The sequence below is a fragment of the Paeniglutamicibacter sp. genome (assembly GCF_046714615.1).
Taxonomy (GTDB): Bacteria; Actinomycetota; Actinomycetes; order Actinomycetales; family Micrococcaceae; genus Paeniglutamicibacter.
The window spans coordinates 21,223-39,502 of sequence record NZ_JBKKAP010000013.1 but is presented as its reverse complement, the minus strand read 5'-3'; the positions used below and the strand labels follow the sequence as shown (position 1 = coordinate 39,502).

Genomic DNA, 18,280 nt, shown 5'->3' with positions numbered 1-18,280 from the left:
CGCCGCGCCCAACGCGTCAGCGTCTCGCGCTCCCCATCCGTCAATTCCAGCGGTACCTTCGGCCTCCCGGTGCTTCCCATGACACCATTTTACAATTAGGAAGCGAATTTCTGGCGCAGGACACTAGCCGGATCTTTCAGGATCCGGTGTCACGTGCACTGAGCAACTTTTCCAGCCGGCCACGCTCACCAGCCGACAAGACGCTCGTGCCAGATGAGACTCGCAATGCCTGCTTGATCAGATAGGTGGGCAATCCCGTTTCAATGCACTGGCGGATTGCCGTGGACACTGTGACCATGGGTATACCCTCCCACCAAGACATATCTTCAGGGGTGAGGTCTTCACGATGCACGACATATTGTTCCCCGCCCCTACGCCGGATGCGTCGTGACAAAGGAACCGTGACGTGGATTTGCTCTGGGATGACATCACTGAGGCCACGGACGGACAGCGCCGTTTCATGGCTCAGGCACGCCCCTGGAGTTCCGGTCCAGAACACCGCGAGCTGATACTCGTCCGCGCTGGTTTCCGCCACCTGGGGCACCCGGTAGACGCCGTGGGCAACGCGCTGCAGTCGCCCGCGCGAGACCAGCATGGACAAATTCGCGTGAGTCACCCCTTCGCCCAGAGCCTGCTCCGTGGTCACCAGCCCATGCTGGTCCATGGCCAGCTCACGCAACTGCTCCAGCTTGGTCAGGGGCTTCATGTCAATACCTTCCCATTTCGTTAGGCTTTTGGCCACCAAGAATGAAGCGTCACTAAGATGACAGGGGCATTCATCTGGGGCAGCGCCAAGCAGACAGCGCATTTCTCTCGGACGCTTTGACAGCCTTTTTGCGCCGACAGGTGCAACCGAGAGCTGGGTTGGAAAGTTGATTCTCAGTAGGGGGACATCAACGATGAAACGCCCAAGCTTGGGCGCATGGATGAAGGTGTCAGCAGAACAGACAAGCAGTATCCACCGCACCCCCAGGAGAAACACCATGAGCACCATCGCCAGCGTCAAGATCGAACTCAATGAAGACCGCGTCCACCTGACGGCCCCATACAATTCGGAATTCGAGGACATGGTGGAGGGCCGGGGCATTCAGCTCACCAAGCAGTCGTGGCACTTCGATCCAGCCGATGAAGCTGACATCCGAGAACTTGCCCTCGAATATTTCGGCACCGATGGGGTCACGGGCGTTCTAGCCTTTCAATACACAAGGTCCCATGCCGACGCTTTCGACGTCATCAAGGACGTCATTCGCAAAGCAATCGATTCTGTAGCTTCGCCCGAGGCATGGGCCGAGTCAAAGCGAGCAGCAGCCCTCGTCTCGTACACACCAGACGACTACCGCTATTGCGAAAATGAGAATCACTACTACTTTCGTCTCTTCTCCGACACTTCCGAGCGTGTCGCCGACGAGCTGGCGAGAATGGGCGTTGCAATCGCTTTCAAGGATGAATCTGGTGATCTGAGTTGCCAGCAAGACGGCGTGCTTCTCAGCATTGCTGGCTGCGACGAAGATGATGACTGGTATTTCGACGATCCGGAAAAATTGCCGGATTCCTTGGCAAAGGACATCCTCAAGTACTGCCTCGATGAGGACCTCTGGGAGCTCCTTCAAGAGGACGACGAGTAGCCACGGCAAGTAGACGGCCTCCACCAAGAATTAGGGTGGGGGCCGTCTGCATCCCCAGTCATATGAGGTGCGACAGCTTCGTCAACAGTATGGAGTGCTTGGCTCCGCCCCGACCAGAACTGGGCTGAAGCCAGGACACCGCTTATTCACTTGGTGCCGGAGCCGACAGACAGAACTCCGGATGGCCCCAGGGCTTGCAGGGCGAAAGGGTGCAGGCGCACCAGGTCCTTGTCAGGATCGATCAGAGCCCTGCTTGTTGCCCCAAAGACAATCCGGGTGACTTCAAACTGGGGGAGCGGGGACAGCCATACAGCCGTGGCGCCACTCAACGCATAGTTCAGGGTGAGAGATCGACAAGGGTCTCCCCTACTGAAGGAGCCACCATGGCCAAGACAACCACCCTCACCGCTGCAGACGCCGCCGCCTACGCCCAGCTGGCATGCGTCTACGAACGGGGCCACCTGGCAAATGACCCCGCACAGCGCATCACCTTCAAAACGTGGAAAGAAGACTTCCCTCTCGAATTCCTTGTAAAGCACCTGGCTTCACAGAACCTGAAAACCGAAGAACACTGGGGCGAGAAAGGCCGTGTCCTTCTAGTGGAAGCTAACCATGCAGCGTCGGTCACCCACGCCCTCTTGAGGCTAGACGGGATAGTCCTGCTCTAAAATTCTCACCTAGATACCAACCTCGAGGGGCTCCTGGAACGTACAGGGGCCCCTTTGTCGTGCCCGGAGAATCTGGGGCGGGGACAACACCGTAGCTACGGCACCTTTTCAACGCATGGTTCAGGGTAAGAGATCAACAGGGATCTCCCACCACTGAAGGAGCCACCATGGCCAAGGAAATTACCCTCCGCACCCGCAAGAACCATTCCTCGATCGTTGTCGAGTTCGACCTCGCGGAATGCACGAACTGCAACTTCGTGGTCCCGGCAGAGCTCACCAGCAAGACAGAGATTCACAAGTTCATCGACACCCGACTCGACGAGAATGACGAATGCCTGATCCCCACGTGCGGCATGATCGTCCACTCCCACGAGGAGGATTTCGTTCCAGCGGGACTCACGGCTTTCAGCGTCGAATGCGGTCAAGGAAGCAAGACCGGGCATCTGTCGGAGATCATTGCCGGCACCGGGGCGCCCATCACCACCGACGAAGAGGACGACCGCTACATTTATGTTCCCACCGCGTACGCACGAGGTGTGCTGGACGCAGTGGACGCGCTGTCCCTCACCTACGTGCTCAGCGGATCCAGCATGGACCTGCTCCTTGAGGGGGAGATGGATGCTGCCGTCGCTGCCGCCTACGCGGAGCTGGCCTGTACCTATGAGAAGGGGGCACGAGAAGGCGCGGTGGCGTTCAAGCCAGTCGAGTGGTATCCCCTCGGTCTTCTGGTTCAGCAGCTGGGCGCTCACGGTGTTGAAGTCGAAGAAGAGTATGAGCGTGGGGGCGCAGCACTCCTGGTAGCCGAGAACGACGCTGCACTGGCCACTCGAGTCATCCGCGACCTGGGAGGCATAGTCATCACCCCAAACTAGCGAAAGAGGCATCTGGGGCCCTCAGTTCAACTGGGGGCCCTTTGTGCTGCCCAGGTTATTAGTGGTGTCCTTTTTTCGCGGCTAATCCTGCCGCCAGGAGGAAGCGCACCACCCCCTTGAACAGCCGGTGCCAGAGGGCACAGCAGCCCCGTAGAGCGAGAACCAAGAGGCATGAAAATCCGAGTGGCTTACATGGGTGAAGCGTAGCTCGCGTTCGAGGCCAACCACCTCACGGACGACAAGATCGGCTAAGTCAACGCGCGCTCGTCGCAGTAACCGACCTTTGAAATCGAAGGGCCCCTAGATCTCTAGGGGCCCTTCTTTGCTGCCTGGTTGATTGCTATGTCCTAGGTGAGTCTCGTGCCGATACCAGCACCGGACATCATCTAGACGAACCGCACGGAAATTGAGCCGGGGAGCTCCCTGGAACACTCCAAAGCAGAGGCGAGTGCGAGAAAGTCCTGGGCGATGTCTACGCCCGCCGGAAGTTCGCCATGAAGACACCACCAATCTGCACGGATCACGACCGAGGGATTCCCCTCGGCTGTCGTCTACTCGCTGCAGAGTCCTTCTGACACGGGGTCGCGGTGCACAGCGTTGCCGTCCGCGTCGGCCTCAGTCCAGGCCCGCCCGGCAGCGGTGAACTCATCCTCGAAATTCAACGCGCTGATAGTTGCGTCGATGCGCTTGGCAACTCCTTCATCCATAGCCTCATTATGCTCCGGACTTTGAGCCACCCGCACCAAGAGGCCGTAGTACTGACCACTGATTCATTGTTGAGGGGCTCCCAGTTCGTCATTCGGGGGCCCTTTTGTCATGCCCAGGCAGATGAAGACCGCGCTCATCACGGAGCCCCATGGCATGGACACCAGTATTCCGCCCACCCAGGTCAAAGACCTTTGCCGGCACCCGCACCACAGAGACCCCTCAACCTCATCTAAGCGAGAGATCCACGCGTCGAAAGGTGTCTCCGGCCTTAAAGACCTAAAGGAACCCGCGGTCCCGTTCCAGGCATTTACGATGGCGGTGCCAAGGGCTGGAGGCGAAGCCCGCTTCCAGCCCTTAGCGTGGGGTGAGCTTTTCTAGAACCTTGAGCAGGCCAGCGTGGCCTTGATCTGCTGGGCTGTGAACGAAAGTTCGGCAGCCGTCTCCTCAGCCAGTCCTGCGCCATTGATACCTTCGATTGCCCGGTCGAGGCCGGCGCAGGCCTTCCCTGCCTTACGCGCCTCAATGAACCCGTTGGCCTGGGCCAGTTCACTGCCTATGGCAGCCAACCGGGCAGTCAGGTGCGTGTCCTTGTTGTCCGGCCTGGAGGTGGAAGCGGCGTGGCGCTGTTGCTTCTTGATAGCGGTGCGCAGTTCAGCAACGGCCTCCTCGGCAGCAATGAAGCGCTTCTCCTCAACGTCGTCCAGGAGTCCGTCCAGCACGGCCGGCAGGTCGGACAGGATCCCGGTGACGCCGAGTCCGAGGAGCTCATCCATGTCCTCGTACGGCTGCGCGTTGACGGTCGACCACACCGGTATTCCCTGGGAGGCCACGTCTTGTACGATGCAGGAGGCCGAACCCGGGTGTTCACGCCGGCCGCTTTCAAAGGCCGCGACGCGGGCTGCATAGTCTGTCTGGCACTCGGCGCTGTCACGGGACGCCGTCACCCAGTTCGGCCACAGCCGGATGTAATCGACACCGGCATCGATGAACGCAGTGGCATCGGCCTGGGTAGCGATGAAGCCAAGGGTCTGAAGGTCCGGGTTGAGAGCCTTGAACTCCTGCAGGGCCTGCACGGTCCGCGGGCCGACGATCACCTGACCCGCCATGTCGCGCGCTTCGGTGATGCGGACGATTTCGGCGACTTGGCTTGAGTCCTTGATGTCCAGCAGGAGCCGCACCCCGGTGCCCTTGACCGCTTCCAGGGCCTCTTCGAACGTAGGCACCTGTTCGCCTGCGAACCCGGAGGAAACGTAGCTGCCGGCATCGAGCGTCCTGACCTGCTCCAGGGTGAGGTCCCGGACAGCCCCGGCGCCGTCGGTCGTGCGGTCTACGGTGGCGTCGTGCATGATGACGATGTGGCCATCCTGGGTGGGGCGCAGGTCGATTTCGATGACGTCAACGCCCAGCGCAACCGAGTTCCTGAACGCTGCGACAGTGTTCTCCGGGAAGTCGGGGGAGAGGCCGCGGTGGTTGACGAGCGTGAACTCCCCGTCGGGGTACGGGAACAAGTTCCCGACGGAGCGGTCGGCTTCGTAGGCAGGCGCCGGGGCTGACGCGCCGGCGCGCTCCAGGGCCTGGGCGGGTGCGCCAGTGACGGCCAGGGAAGCAGCGAGCGTGAGGGCAGCTATCGGCAGGGTGAGCGCGGTACGTCGCGCCCGGGAACTGATATGCATTGGAATCCTTCGATGACTGGGGGCGGGGAGGAATCGCTGACTCTGTCAGTCATACGGGCCGCGGTTGGCGCGCCGGAAGAACTGAGATGAACAACGGGGCGCCGGCCGGGTGAACTTTCCGCGGGCGGGAGGTCCGCGCGGCGGGATGTTCAGCCGCTACGACGGGTAAACCTCGAGTTCGACGATCCGGGAGTACTTGTGGTCGTTCGAGTCGTAGGTGACCACCTGCACCTTGTCCGCCTGGTGAGGATCGAACGTCGCTGTGATCCGGCCGGCCTGGTTGCTTTTGACCTCTTTGACAGTCGATTTGACGCCCTCGGAAACCTCCGCCGACCGCCAGCTGCCTAACTCCGGGAACGACCGCCACAGCCCCTCACAAAGCCGTGCTGACCTGTAATGACGTCAATGACTCCAGTCTACCTTCACATGGAGATACAGCACCGGGAACAAGCGAAGGCAACATCGGTAAGGGCGACGTGCGTGAAACAGCTCCCACCCCGTGAAATCGGAGAAATGCTCCCAAAATCTGGAGAATGCTCCTCGTTTGCTCCAAAAATGCTCCTAAAATTTTCGAGCTAGAGGGCCAAAAAACCGCGGAAACTCGGGGTTCTTTATACTTTTTGCTCCTTTGCTCCTAAAAATAAGAGAAAGACCTCCAGGGGGAAACCCCTTGTTCCCGATCGAGGCTATCTATCTGTAGGAAATTTGTGTGCGCCAAAACAGGAGCAACGGGAGCAATTTTTTCGGCATCCGCCCTGTATCCCAGTAACGGCGCGGATCTTGCCCCGTCCACTGGCCCGCAATCGAGGAGCATTTCGGGAGCATTCGAGGAGCAAACCCCGCATTTTTGGGAGCATTCGCTCTTTTTCGGTGGATATTCCCTCTGACGAGGTTGAGAAGCACTTCATCATTCCGATGACGGATCGGTGCCCAACCGATGCACTCAACCCCGATACACCACCACCGATGACGCTGTTCGCCAGGCCGGAGCTGCACTTGCAACCGCCTGCAGCCCTTATCGGGGACCGCAATTTTAGGAAGAACATCCCTCTGTCGATATCAGCGCATGGCATCTATCAGCAGGGGAGAACGATCCACTCCTGCTACCGACCACCGACAGGCAGCAGGAAAAAATCATGACCCAGACACCGTGGAGCACTCACTACGACGCCCTGTACACCCCCCACATCCAGGCCGGCAACTACCCTGCCGATGCTCTCCTGGCACTTTCATGGCGCGACGCATGGGACGGCCGTCGCTTCCCCCTAGCGGACCGTGAAGGAGTTGAAGCCATCATGGACAACCTGGTCAACCAGGGCAAGGACGCCTACTACCGGGTCAGCCCCTTGGTCAATCGTGAATACTCTCGCGGAACCCGCGGGACAGCCGAAGACAGCTTGGGCATCCCCGCACTCTTCCTTGACCTGGACACCACCGACGGGGTGCACAAGCCCTTCAAGGGTGATCAGGTTGAGATGGTGCACCCCACCCGAGAACAGGCCCTAGAGCTCGCCTACGCGATCGCCGAACCCACACTCGTTGTCGCTTCCGGCGGTGGATTGCACGCCTACTACCGCCTCGACAAGCCCCTCGTCATCCCCGTCGTAGACCAGGGCGGGAAAGCTGTCATCGACCGTTCGAGCTACGAACAGCAGCTGCTGCTGCGCTTTGACGCCCACGCAACCGCTGTCGCCCACTCCCGTGGGTACGGGATGGACAAGGGGATTGCCTCCGACACTGCGCGGATCCTTCGCCCGGCCGGCACCGTCAATTTTAAGAATCCAGAGGTGCCGAAGCCGGTGACCATCCTCCGGTACAACCCCGAGGCCCAGTACACGATTGCCCAGATTGAGGAGATGGTCCCCGCGTTGCCCGAGCGTCCGCCGCGCCAGGATCGATTCGCTGCTGACTTCCGGGCCAATCCGGACAGTTCGATGCGGGCGATCAGGAAACGCAACGAATTCTCCCGCCGCTTTGAGGAACGAATTCCGGTGTCTTTCCTGATGGAGCGGTACTGGAACATGGACGCCTTGGGTAACGACGGTTGGGTCTTGCCCGGCTCTGACGGGTGGGTTACAAGCACCACCCCGCACGCCAAAATCATCCACACCAAGAACGGCAAAGTCGAAATGGCCACCGCCTACGGCAACCGCCTCCAGGAAGCGTGGGGCATCTCTGACTACAGGACCGCGATGAGCTCCTGGGACCTTCTCCTGGTCGCGCTCAAGTACGACGAGGCCGCTGCCCAGCTGGTGGCGATGACCTTCACAGAGCCTGACGACGACCTGATCGAAACCATCGAGGTCCTTGCCGACCAGGTAGCCCTCGACGGAGACGACAGCTAACAGCCGCCAGGGGGAGGGACACAACGTAGGTTCCTTCCCCCTTTCCTGCCATGCCCCTTTGGCCGCATGGAACCAGCAAAGACCACCAGAAGAAGGATCACCATGGAAACCACGCACACCGACGAGCAGCTGCTCGAACCTACGGGCACCGAACTTTTGATCCCGACGTCGTTCCCTGAAATGGCTGACCTCGTCGAAGACACCATTATTGAAGGGGCCATCCTGGGGGCCACCCCCAAGTCAGCCCTGCACCACTACGACTTCAAGCCCGTGCCCTACCTTGAGCGTCTCAAGACCAGCGCCAAAATGTCCCAAGACGACTTTGGAATCGGCCAACGCATTGCCCTGCACTTCCGAGAGCAACTCAGCTACGTCAAGATCGGTGGTGGCAACCACGTGTGGTTCGTCTATGACGACTCTCGCGGGGTCTGGATAGAAGATCCAAAAGGCGGATACGCTCGCGATATCGCCCGCAGGGTCATCGCTTCCCTCGAACATGAGCTCGAGCACATTGGTTTCGACGTCCCCCACATCCGCACCTTGAGCGAAAGCTACGATCGGGCCCTTCGTATGCCGGAGGGCGATAACCGCGACAGGTCGGTCAAAACCACCAAAAACGAGCTGGATGCAGCACGCGGTGGGTTGATGTCCGAGCACATGAAGTTCGTCAAGAAATCCAAAGACGGAAAAGTTCACATCGAAGCTGCCCTGGACAACGCTGCAGCACTCCTTCGACGTAACGTCGGAGAGTTCGATAAGGACCCGGAATCCATCAACACTCCTTTAGGTTTGCTGAACTTGCGCACCATGGAGCTGACACCCCCAAACCCGGATAACCTCTGTACCAAAGTCACCAACGTGGGCTACAGGCGCGGTGCATGCCACCAGGATGTCGACGCGATTCTTGGTCGCCTCGATGATGCCGGGCACCCGGGCTTGATGAATTTCATGCAAAGGTTCCTCGGCACCGGGCTGACCGGCTACACGCCAGGCAAGATCTACTATTACCAGGACGGTCTGCCAGACACTGCCAAATCGAGTGTGCTACAAGGATTTACTTACTGCTTAAGTGACGACAGTGTCACCGGATACGCCGTTGTGACAAAGGCCGAAATCTTTGTGGGAAACAACATGAACATCAACTCAGCCAACCTGCACCTCCACGAACTTCGAGGAAAGCGCTATGTTTTCTGCGACGAGGCAAACAAAGCCGGACGACTGGGGGGTATCTTCAAGCAGTACGTTTCTGGTGAACCCATGCAGTCACGCGCCAATTATGGCGATCTCGTGCCTTGGACTCCGTTCTCAACCTTGGCCATGGCCGGCAACGGCATGATCGAAATTCCAACCGACGACGAAGGAGTGGTCCGCCGCTTCCGAGGGTCTTTGCTCACCAAAGCCGTAGAAGTGGTCGACTTCCATCTCCGGAAGCGGCTGAAAGAGCAGGCTCAAATGGAAGCGTTCTTCGCCTGGGCCGTTGAAGGTGCAAATATGTGGCTGCTCGAAGGAGGAGACGAAAATGCTTTGCACGTTACCGATCAGATCATCGAGGAGACGGCCCGGTACGTGGGCGAAGCGGATCCGATGACGAACTTCGTCGAAGACTTCATTGAAATCGTTGATGAGGACCAGCGCGGTAAGTACCTGCCACTGACTGCAGGCGCCTGGGCTGCCTTGTACTCGCAGTGGAGCCAGAAGCAAGGCGGCAAGAAACTGGAAGATAAGGTCCTGCGCCAAGCCATCCGGGCATTGGGTAAGGAGTCTGCAAAAACCAGGCGCCGTTTTGATGGATGGCAGTCCGACGGGCTCCTCATGATGGGACTCAAGCTCAAGAACCCGGACTACTTGTCAGTGGCAAGCCTGGGACACATCAAGCGGGTCAGCAAAGGCGAAGAAGCAGTGGAAAAGCTTGTCTACCTCTCGTTGCCTGAGGAGTCCGATGTCCCCCTGAAAATGGCTGCGTAACTCAAACCACCCCGTGGGAGGGGCACCAGAAGTGCCCCTCCCCTCAATCGAAGGACCCCAGAAATGCTTGAAGCCCAAGATCCCATCACCAAGGAACGGTTCACCCTCCCAGGGTCCCGCTGGTCCGGAACCCGCCTGACCGCCGAGCAAGCCGAAGCGATCGCGCCACAGCTGATTTGCCTCGACTCCAATTGCCAGCTGAAGATTCATTTCAAAACAACCACTCAAGGTGCACCGCTATTCGAGCACAATCTCAAGCCTTACTGCTGGCCCTCGACTGGGAACATTCACGCCGCATACTTCGAGTCATGGGTGTGGGCGGATGTCCTGACCAGGCAGCTGTACGAGCCCTACAAGTGTCGGGCAGCTGCAGTGGTGCCGGCTGGCAACGGAAAACTGACAGCGGTACGTCCAGCTGCCTTGTCGAACGGCTCCTGGGAGCCGGCATACAAGGAGCACCGTTCCGACGCAGCGAAGGGCTTGAACTCCATGTGGTTGGTTCACGCGCGTGATGTCACCCGGGACGGCAAGATCCACGAGGGATGGGTGACCAGCCTGCTGCGTTCATGCCTGAAGGCAACCGACCATACGGTGGCCGTTGGAATTCTGGAGGACGAGTGCGTGTGGTTCATCGGTGATCTCGCACCGGTGACCACCTTGGCTGGGTTTGAAATGCTGCGGATCGCCACCGCCACGGAGAAGATTCCTGTTGACGCCCTGCGGTATTGGGCTCAAGGGATGTCCCACCAGGGTGATGAGCCGATCCCAGCTGCGTTTGTAGCTGGTGTGAAGATATTGGACTCGGTGGCGTTACACAGGATCGGGCTGGTCGAATAAGTGGGGTCCCGGGTGGATGCGTTCACCTGTCATCTGAAATGAGAAGCCCCGGAGCTGATGTTCCGGGGCTTCTGGGTTGGCTGCGACTAGCACCTCAGGGGTTAGGGGGTGGACCCTTTGCCTGCATTGAGGGCCTGTGCGTGCGCGACGATGCTGGGTGCGGTGAAGAGACGGTGGAATGCTTCGTCGAGTACCCTGGCGCCGTCCAACACCTGGAGCGTGGTCAGATCCGCATCTTCGTGCGTTCCGATGTTCCCTAGCCATTTAATTGCGAAGAACAAGTCTGCAAGGTGGGGACGGGTGGGGTCGGCGTCTACCCACTCTTTAATGCGCTCATGTGCGGAACGAAATTTCCCGTTCGGTAGGGTTGCCGCGATGTTCTGGGTGGTGAGAAAGACTTCGACTGTGGCGCGCAGTGCTGTTGCCGCCAGACCAGGATCCGTGAAAAGTACGCGGGATGCGCGCAATATGGCGCCTTTGACCTGATCCGGAGCGGTTTTGGGAGCTGGCATCATCAGTAGGGGCGGATGAAAATGCTTGACGGTGTAGTACGAGGAGTAGTAGTTTTGCCGTTCTTCGCTCCATGACTTATCGGACTCGGCCACGTGGTAGTCCCCAGTGCCATGCACGGCCTGCTTGCATTCAGGATTTTCACAATGGCCCAGAATGATGAACGTGCCAGTAATCCATTCCGGGTCCATATGCTCTTGTTCCTCGTCTGACATGTGGCGTGGATTCTCAGATGGTGACGAGAATCTGACGTGTCCAGTCTGGCATTTGGGGCATTCGGGTCGAGGCCACGGCTGACCTGATTCGATGGTTTGGGCAAGGGCGAAGAGTGCGGGGTCCACTGACATGCGTCAATCGTACTTGGGTGTGCCTCATAGTCAGGACGTTGGAATTACTGCGCTCAAGATCAATACGGAATGCAGGGCCATGGCCGAACGGTAGGTCAGGGCGAGCTTGTCGTAGCGCGTGGCCAGGGACATCCACTGCCTCACGGCATTGAGGCTGCATTCGACGACGTCGCGCCGTTTGTACGCTTCCCTGTTGTAGGCCACCGTCCACTCAAGACGCTGTCCTCATCGCCGCTCCGGCCGCCATCCAAACGAGGGACAACAACCTTTGCACAGCCCACGCAGCCTCCTACGCATGGACCTCTCTGTATATGAGAAGCCCATCGACAGGGGAGCACACCATGCTAGAAGCCCGAAGCCGCACCAACACAACCCGCATCGCCATCCTCCCGGGATCCGCCTGGGACGGTGAACTGCTTACCGACGTCATGGCACGCCAGATCGCCGAGAAGCTCACCTGCATGGACGACAACTGCACCGCACCCCTTCAGTTCGTCCGAGCCAGTGCGGTGGCACGCGCCTACTTCCAGCACCGCGCCCACACCGCCCCGGGCTGCACCGCCGGCACCGGCGAAGGCGCCTGGCACCTATGGGCCAAGCTGGATGTTTTTGATGATGCGTACGCGCACGAGCACTCCATTCCCGGGGCTCGCGTTGACGCGGTCATCCAGCGCGTCGGCAAGAAGAACAAGCTCATCGCCATCGAAGCGCAGTACTCGCAGATTGACCCACGCATCGTCCAACGCCGTCACGCCGCCCATAGGGGCGCCGGAATCGTCGGGACCCTCTGGTTGATCCCTGCCGAACACCTCGACGCCCGCGGCATCATCTCCAAAGCATGGGTCGTAGACCTCCTGGAAGCCTGCCTGACGACCCCCGCAGCACCTCAGGGAACTTCCTCATATGGGTGCACGGTAGGCCTCCTGGATGACAACGGGGCCAGCTTCATCGACACCGTGGAGATTGTCGACGAGAACGGCCGCCGGTACGCCCGTGTCACCAACACCAGCGACCACATCCCGCTGGCGGCGGTGCGCTGGTGGGCCCAAGGCGCCAACCGTTCAGCCGTCGTCCCAGAACCTCTTATTGCAGGGGTGCGGTCCTTGGACGCGGCACCCACCCGCCGAATCAAGCGGTTCGATCCCCGCAAACAGCTCTTCAAAAACCACTCAGCTTCATAGAAGGAAAAAACATGAACCATTACCAGCCCTCATCCCTCTCATCCACCAACCCCTTCGATGCCGGCTGCGACCTGGCAGTCAGCGTCGTCATCGCCGAGCATTTCGACCATCTGCCGTGGCTTGAGGGGCTCGGCTTCTGGTGAATGAAGGACACCAACATTCCTGGCCGGTCTGCGTCTGGATGTTCATCAGGAGCCCCACCCAAGACCCCCGTTACAGGACAGCAACGTTGGTCCCGCATCACCCCTTATTGTCCGCATGGTCATCCGTGAGTGGCTCATCAATTTCGGTGGCTTCCACCACCAAGTCCTCAGGAGGACCCTTTGAAAAACCCCACCGCACCAACAAAGTCCAACCGTCGCCGCGTCACCGAAATCGTCGCAGCCACCTCCCTCGGCGCCACGCTGCTCTTCGGAGGCAGCACCTTAGGCGGTTGGACCGAAACCGAGACGATCGCCACCCCAGCAACTCAAATTGCTGCCGGCGAACTCGCTCTCAACATGGCATCCGAACTATGGCTGTACAACGGCGCCGTTATCACCGAAGCGGACTTGGCCAGCACACCGCTGGTCCCGGGTGACGTCTTGTCCTACCACGGGTACGCGCAGATTGGCATCAGCGGAGACCTGCACGCCACCTTGGCCTTCAGCACCGCAGCCACCGGCACACTGGCTTCCTCGGCCATCGCCGACATCGAGTGGTCCGTGGCAGGCGACCCGACAGCGAAGACTGTGACTCGGGCTAATGACGGCGCTCAGGTTCCGGTGTCCTGGTCGCTGACCATGGCCCCTGTGGGAGATCCGGCCTATGCGAACGGAAACGAAGGGGAGCGGCAGACCCTCGTGCTGGACGACATCCGCGTCGAACTGATTCAGGTTGCCAAGTAACACCCGCTGATGAAGGGGGCTGACGCAGCATCGGCCCCCTCATCCCCTAGAAGGAACCTCATGAGACGCATTTCCAAGATCTTGTACACACTCATCATGACCGCCCTCATTGTCGTGATACTGGCCGCCGCACTCATTCCCAGGGTCCTGGGGCTCGTTCCGTTGACCCTCGTGTCGGGGTCCATGGAAGGCAAATACAGCACCGGCGACCTCCTCGTGGTGAACCCGTTGGAAGACGCTGAAAAAGAGACCCTGCATGTGGGCGATGTGGTGAGTTTCTACCCGACACCCAATGACATTTCGAACCTCACTAGCCACCGGATAATTGACGTGACGACCACCGGAGACGACATTCTCTACACCACCAAAGGGGATGCCACCGATTCCGCTGACAAGCCTATTAAACCGGTGCAGGTAGCAGGCAAGGTTCTCTATCACGTGCCGTTCGCCGGCTATGCCGTTCAGGCTACAGATGATCTGGACCGGACACTGGTTTCCCAAGTCATAGGCGTCGGATTGATTGCTTTTGCGGCCTTCTCAACGTGCTCCGCGTTCTTCCGCAGAAAGAAGGGCGGGGCTGAAGTAGACACCGATGCCCCGGACGCTGAAGTAAACGCAATGTCGCCCAGCGAGTAGCTACTACAGGCAGGCCTTAGTCCATCCCAACGTCAGGGCCTGCCCTTAATTTGTTCGCGGGACGACAATGTACGTCTTGGATGGAACGGCCCTTTTTCGACGCATGAGTATGGATATGCCGGCACTTGCTGGCGCTCACCAGGAGGAAGAACCCCATGAGCCAGACACCACGCGTCAAGAACCTCGCAGGAGCCGCTTTCTTCGGTTTCATTGGCGTTAGCATGCTCTTCGGAGCCACCACCCTCGGCGGATGGAGCGAAACCCGCAACATCGTCCAAACCCCCACGACCATTACTACCGGCGAACCAACCTACGAACCCTGAACCTGGCACGCACGCCCATCTTCGACCTGACGCAGCTCGATACGCAGACCAGCCTGGAATACCTGGACCTCACCGGCACCCGGATCCACAACCTGAACCACTCAAGAATGTTGCGGCACTGCGGGCTTTGAAGATCTCGAAAGCCGACGTTGCCGACGTCACCGCACTGGCCGCCATGAAACGGATGTCGTGGGTCGAAGCCGTGAACACCTCGGTCCTCGACTGGAGCCCAGTGTCGCACATCCAGACTGTCCACATCTGGCAGAACCGGTAGGACGCAGTCGCATTCACCGAAGACATTGCCTAGCCCACTCATTGTCCGCATGGAGAACCAATAACAGCAGAGGAAGAACCACTGCACCCACCAAATAAGGAGAACATCATGAGTATCGAGATCCAAAAAGCACTGGCCGCCGTTGACACCGCTGAAACAACACTCCGCGAAGCCGTTCAAGCCGCCCGGAAGGCCGGGACCACCTGGGAAGCCATCGGAGCCCTCTTCGGTGTTTCTGGGGGCTCAGCGCACCACAGGTTCGGGCTATCCAAGGGCGCCGCCACTGTTGAAGAGTCACGTCAGATCCGCAACCAAGCCGCACGCATAGCCCGGAAGAGCACCCTCGCCTACAAGGCGGCAGGAAGTGAACGCGACCTGGGGCTCACCGCCGCAGCAGCAGCCAAAGCACTCAACCTTGATGCACGCACCGTCAAAAACATGGGCCCTTCGGCGCGCGACCAGGTAGCAGCCCTCGGCGTGATGATGCCTTCAGGGCGATTCGCGGTCAGGTACTTCCTCAAGTAGCAGGCCGCGCTCAAGCCCTTGGCCTTCGGGTCGGGGGCTTTTGTGTGCCTCAGGGGGTTGCAACTCCGCTTAAGGACTCCGCTTTTGCGCCACCACATCCAACGGCATCCAGTGTCGACCATCAGGCGGGACTGCAACTTCACTTTTCACCTGGCGTTTCCGCCGCATAGTACAGGGCAGACGGGAAACCGCCGCCGGCAACCGCCATTGGCTGCCGGTCAACCACCACCAGGAGGAACCATGTGCAGACCAAAATCCGCCCGACACCCCGAGGGGCTCCGATGCACCGGGGACCATTGCAGCAAGCACGTGCGGGCGCAGACATACACCGAAGTCGTCCTCGACGCGTCCATCGAGAACTATGCCAACACCATCCATGAACCGGCAGAAAAAGTTGTTGACGAGGCCGGTAACCCGACCATCTCACCCACGCTGCTTCAGCGAATCTGGCAAGCAGCCATCGAAACCCACAAGAAGGTCATCCGTTTTCGTGAAAAGCGCGCAGCAGTACGAGCTGAACGGCGAACCAAAGCCGCCGACCAGATCGCCCAGATCAAAGACCGTGAAGAGAAAGCAGCAGCAGAAGCCAAGGAGAAGGAGCTGCAAGAGGCCTACCGTCTCTTGGATGAAGCTTCCGACCACTTGAGATCCGCTCAGCTGGATGAGCTGGAGCTCAAAAACACCGACTGGCCAGGCGCCGTTGAACGCCGGAAGCAGCTGATCAAGCACGCTCAGCAAGCCTGCACGCAAGCCTCGGCAGAACGCAACAAGATCAAGGTCAGTGGAGTCACCCAGGGTGGCATGTCAATGTCAGCAGTCAAGCGATACCAAGCAGCACAACGCACCGAGGAAGCTGCCCTCGAGTACCTCTCCCACTTGGAAGGATCCGTTGATCGAGCACCCACAGAAAAAGATGGCCGACGAAATGTCATCGCGGCCCGCGTCGCATGGGACAAGGCCGAAGCGGCCGTCATCGCCGCCGAAGCCTCATAACCCAACAACCAGCAACACCAACAAACCCAACCAACCCAAACAGCACCAACCGAAAGAAGATCATCATGACCACCTCACCATTCACCCTCATCCGCCGCGAAGCTCTCGAGGCCCGCCTGCTTGACCGCGCCCGAGACAGGGCCGCGTACGAGCACGCTGCCAACCGTCTGGGCTTTGACCCCATCCCGGACGAAGGGCTCCCGCTGTTCAGCGTCGAGATGGAAAAACTTATTGAAGCTCGCGCTGACGAAATCGGTGGCAGTGAAGGCGCCACCTTGTGCGCAGCAGTTTGCTTCTCTGCGGTCCGTCGAGACGAGCTCTTCGCGGAGATGCTTGACGGCGTTCGTGAGATCGACTGGAACCGAGCCAAGCCGCGGAAGGAACGCATCAAGATCTTGAGTGCCCTCGCCCCGGCCTGGCTTGCCAAGGAGGTGGCACTGATGAGCTGAGACTCCTAAAACCCGGACACCAATCCAAAGCAATCCCAACAGCCCCCACTTGAGCTTCAGGTGGGGGCTGTTCTGTGCCTGGGACAGGGACAGCAATTTTACCGGCCACCAATACGGATGGTCCGCATGGCTATCAATACAAGCAACAACCGGCACCACCAAAAGGAAACAATCATGAGCACAGCAGCCAGCCGCCGCGAAACTTTCAAGGACTTTCAGGAATCGATCACTCACCTTCCGCTCGACGACATCATGGACGACCTCGCACTGATCGAGCACGAAGACTTCAGCCTCATCCGCACCCTCACCCAATTGTTGTACCTCAACGACATCCGCGAACGCTTCCCCGCCGTGTTCGAAGCTGCCGGAGATCTCATTGACAACCACCTGGAAGACACGTCCGAAGGCATGGATTTGATCGACGCGCTTTTCATCATCCACAGCGACCCCAGCTGAACAGGCACCGGGGGAGCCAGCAAAGGCCGGCTCCCCGCCTGTGCCGTGCAAGCAGTAACCAAGACCACGAACACCACTTCAAGGAGAACCCCATGAGCCAGGAAACTGCATTCAACCCCAACCAACCCACTTACCTTCGCAAAGAACCGGGGGTCTTCGAATCCCTCATCACTTGGTTTGCAGGCCTTCTGGTCGCACCCTTCGTCCTCTTGGCGATGGATTCGGCAGGCGCCGTTCGCAGGCGCGCCCAAGCCGGCGAAGATGACGGCCCCACGGGCGGGATCCGCTCGCTCGCAGTTGTCACCTTCCCTATCCTGCTTGCCGCCGTCGCAGCATTTTCTGGTGTCTCACCTCTCGTTGTGCTGGTGCCTGGCCTCCTGATCTTGCTGGGAACCGTCAAGCGCGCTCCAGCGAGGATCCTCGTACCCTACCCGGTGCTGGACATTTTCAAAGACACCAGGAACTTGCCGATAGCCCTAAAGATCTTCACCGGTATCGCACTGCTAGCCACCCTGGTTGCTTCGCTTCCGAGCTTTGATAACCACACCATGGTTGGTCTCGGATTCCTTGCCGGCTACCCGGCCGCGATCATCCTGGGCAGGCGTCGCATCGCTTCCAAGCAACAGCGTGACGGTGAGCGCCAGGAACTCACCCGACTGGTGGGCATTTCACTGCAATGCACGTCCGAAGCCCAGGCTGCAGAGCTTGGTGTCTACTCCACAGGGGATCCTCTTGATGACTCCTACCGTGTCCGCACAGGTGAATTGCCGCTGGCGCTGATCGGCCGACTCGACGCTCTGGAAGAGAACCTCTCCAAGCACGCTCCCCACTTTGAAGTTGAATCAGCCTCGGCAGCCGGCATCGTCCTGCGACCAGTGTCTGAAGAAACTCGCGAGCGTCGTGCCTTTCTTGCAGCTTCAGGCGGCCTCCTTGCCGGCGACACAGAGCTGGTCCAGGACGTTCAGACAACCAAAACCACCGACCAAGACTGGGACTTCTAAAACCC

General features: G+C 59.3%; 22 protein-coding genes. 17 read left to right on the top strand and 5 right to left on the bottom strand.

Translation table 11 applies throughout. The annotated features are described in order from the left end of the window. Nucleotides 1-136: 136 nt before the first annotated feature. Nucleotides 137-1,006 carry a type IV toxin-antitoxin system AbiEi family antitoxin domain-containing protein gene (locus tag ACLQ7E_RS01580; protein ID WP_411730777.1) on the bottom strand — a complete coding sequence of 290 codons (870 nt, stop codon included), beginning with the start codon at nt 1,004-1,006 and terminating at the stop codon, nt 137-139. On the opposite strand from ACLQ7E_RS01580, the gene ACLQ7E_RS01575 reads away from it, so the two are divergent. The 3 genes from ACLQ7E_RS01575 (at nt 984) to ACLQ7E_RS01565 (ending at nt 3,165) form a co-directional block, all read left to right on the top strand. Continuing rightward, nucleotides 984-1,625, top strand: a complete 642-nt coding sequence (locus ACLQ7E_RS01575) for a hypothetical protein (protein ID WP_411730776.1) — start codon at nt 984-986, stop codon at nt 1,623-1,625. The genes ACLQ7E_RS01580 and ACLQ7E_RS01575 overlap by 23 nt on opposite strands. Before the next feature lie 383 nt (nt 1,626-2,008). After that, the gene (locus ACLQ7E_RS01570) at nt 2,009-2,293 is read left to right on the top strand and encodes a hypothetical protein (RefSeq protein WP_411730775.1); all 285 of its coding nucleotides are present in this window, start codon (nt 2,009-2,011) and stop codon (nt 2,291-2,293) included. Between the two features lie 167 nt (nt 2,294-2,460). After that, nucleotides 2,461-3,165 carry a hypothetical protein gene (locus ACLQ7E_RS01565; protein ID WP_411730774.1) on the top strand — a complete coding sequence of 235 codons (705 nt, stop codon included), beginning with the start codon at nt 2,461-2,463 and terminating at the stop codon, nt 3,163-3,165. A 551-nt stretch (nt 3,166-3,716) separates the two neighbouring features. Here ACLQ7E_RS01565 and ACLQ7E_RS01560 read toward each other — a convergent pair. Both ACLQ7E_RS01560 and ACLQ7E_RS01555 read right to left on the bottom strand, forming a co-directional pair. Then, complete coding sequence (locus ACLQ7E_RS01560; RefSeq protein WP_411730773.1) at nt 3,717-3,872, bottom strand: hypothetical protein; 156 nt, start codon at nt 3,870-3,872, stop codon at nt 3,717-3,719. Between the two features lie 375 nt (nt 3,873-4,247). Continuing rightward, a complete protein-coding gene (locus tag ACLQ7E_RS01555) occupies nt 4,248-5,546 on the bottom strand; it encodes a glycerophosphodiester phosphodiesterase (protein WP_411730772.1) in 1,299 nt (432 codons plus the stop codon). 1,136 nt (nt 5,547-6,682) lie between these two features. On the opposite strand from ACLQ7E_RS01555, the gene ACLQ7E_RS01550 reads away from it, so the two are divergent. The 3 genes from ACLQ7E_RS01550 to ACLQ7E_RS01540 all read left to right on the top strand — a co-directional run bounded on the left by ACLQ7E_RS01550 (nt 6,683) and on the right by ACLQ7E_RS01540 (nt 10,693). Continuing rightward, nucleotides 6,683-7,891, top strand: a complete 1,209-nt coding sequence (locus ACLQ7E_RS01550) for a hypothetical protein (RefSeq protein WP_411730771.1) — start codon at nt 6,683-6,685, stop codon at nt 7,889-7,891. 102 nt (nt 7,892-7,993) lie between these two features. Beyond that, nucleotides 7,994-9,856 carry a hypothetical protein gene (locus ACLQ7E_RS01545; RefSeq protein ID WP_411730770.1) on the top strand — a complete coding sequence of 621 codons (1,863 nt, stop codon included), beginning with the start codon at nt 7,994-7,996 and terminating at the stop codon, nt 9,854-9,856. A gap of 63 nt (nt 9,857-9,919) precedes the next feature. Beyond that, entirely contained in the window at nt 9,920-10,693 is a 774-nt protein-coding gene (locus tag ACLQ7E_RS01540; protein WP_411730769.1) for a hypothetical protein, read from the top strand. A 101-nt stretch (nt 10,694-10,794) separates the two neighbouring features. Here ACLQ7E_RS01540 and ACLQ7E_RS01535 read toward each other — a convergent pair whose 3' ends face one another. Further along, on the bottom strand, nt 10,795-11,418 hold the full coding sequence (locus tag ACLQ7E_RS01535; protein WP_411730768.1) for a DUF4145 domain-containing protein: 624 nt from the start codon (nt 11,416-11,418) through the stop codon (nt 10,795-10,797). A 162-nt stretch (nt 11,419-11,580) separates the two neighbouring features. After that, nucleotides 11,581-11,754, bottom strand: a complete 174-nt coding sequence (locus ACLQ7E_RS01530; protein WP_411730767.1) for a hypothetical protein — start codon at nt 11,752-11,754, stop codon at nt 11,581-11,583. A 137-nt stretch (nt 11,755-11,891) separates the two neighbouring features. On the opposite strand from ACLQ7E_RS01530, the gene ACLQ7E_RS01525 reads away from it, so the two are divergent. The 11 genes from ACLQ7E_RS01525 (at nt 11,892) to ACLQ7E_RS01475 (ending at nt 18,275) form a co-directional block, all read left to right on the top strand. Next, nucleotides 11,892-12,731 carry a hypothetical protein gene (locus ACLQ7E_RS01525; RefSeq protein WP_411730766.1) on the top strand — a complete coding sequence of 280 codons (840 nt, stop codon included), beginning with the start codon at nt 11,892-11,894 and terminating at the stop codon, nt 12,729-12,731. A gap of 11 nt (nt 12,732-12,742) precedes the next feature. Then, nucleotides 12,743-12,874: a hypothetical protein gene (locus ACLQ7E_RS01520; protein ID WP_411730765.1), complete on the top strand. Its 132-nt coding sequence runs from the start codon at nt 12,743-12,745 to the stop codon at nt 12,872-12,874. 180 nt (nt 12,875-13,054) lie between these two features. After that, nucleotides 13,055-13,618 carry a hypothetical protein gene (locus tag ACLQ7E_RS01515; protein WP_411730764.1) on the top strand — a complete coding sequence of 188 codons (564 nt, stop codon included), beginning with the start codon at nt 13,055-13,057 and terminating at the stop codon, nt 13,616-13,618. Nucleotides 13,619-13,678: 60 nt separating this feature from the next. Continuing rightward, on the top strand, nt 13,679-14,254 hold the full coding sequence (locus tag ACLQ7E_RS01510) for a signal peptidase I (RefSeq protein WP_411730763.1): 576 nt from the start codon (nt 13,679-13,681) through the stop codon (nt 14,252-14,254). Between the two features lie 155 nt (nt 14,255-14,409). Then, on the top strand, nt 14,410-14,577 hold the full coding sequence (locus ACLQ7E_RS01505) for a hypothetical protein (protein ID WP_411730762.1): 168 nt from the start codon (nt 14,410-14,412) through the stop codon (nt 14,575-14,577). Nucleotides 14,578-14,704: 127 nt separating this feature from the next. Continuing rightward, nucleotides 14,705-14,851 carry a hypothetical protein gene (locus ACLQ7E_RS01500; protein WP_411730761.1) on the top strand — a complete coding sequence of 49 codons (147 nt, stop codon included), beginning with the start codon at nt 14,705-14,707 and terminating at the stop codon, nt 14,849-14,851. 108 nt (nt 14,852-14,959) lie between these two features. Further along, a complete protein-coding gene (locus ACLQ7E_RS01495; RefSeq protein ID WP_411730760.1) occupies nt 14,960-15,376 on the top strand; it encodes a hypothetical protein in 417 nt (138 codons plus the stop codon). A gap of 309 nt (nt 15,377-15,685) precedes the next feature. Beyond that, entirely contained in the window at nt 15,686-16,369 is a 684-nt protein-coding gene (locus ACLQ7E_RS01490) for a hypothetical protein (protein WP_411730759.1), read from the top strand. A gap of 65 nt (nt 16,370-16,434) precedes the next feature. Then, the gene (locus ACLQ7E_RS01485) at nt 16,435-16,818 is read left to right on the top strand and encodes a hypothetical protein (protein ID WP_411730758.1); all 384 of its coding nucleotides are present in this window, start codon (nt 16,435-16,437) and stop codon (nt 16,816-16,818) included. Nucleotides 16,819-16,992: 174 nt separating this feature from the next. Next, nucleotides 16,993-17,274: a hypothetical protein gene (locus ACLQ7E_RS01480; protein WP_411730757.1), complete on the top strand. Its 282-nt coding sequence runs from the start codon at nt 16,993-16,995 to the stop codon at nt 17,272-17,274. 92 nt (nt 17,275-17,366) lie between these two features. Continuing rightward, on the top strand, nt 17,367-18,275 hold the full coding sequence (locus tag ACLQ7E_RS01475; protein ID WP_411730756.1) for a hypothetical protein: 909 nt from the start codon (nt 17,367-17,369) through the stop codon (nt 18,273-18,275). The last annotated feature ends 5 nt before the right edge of the window (nt 18,276-18,280 follow it).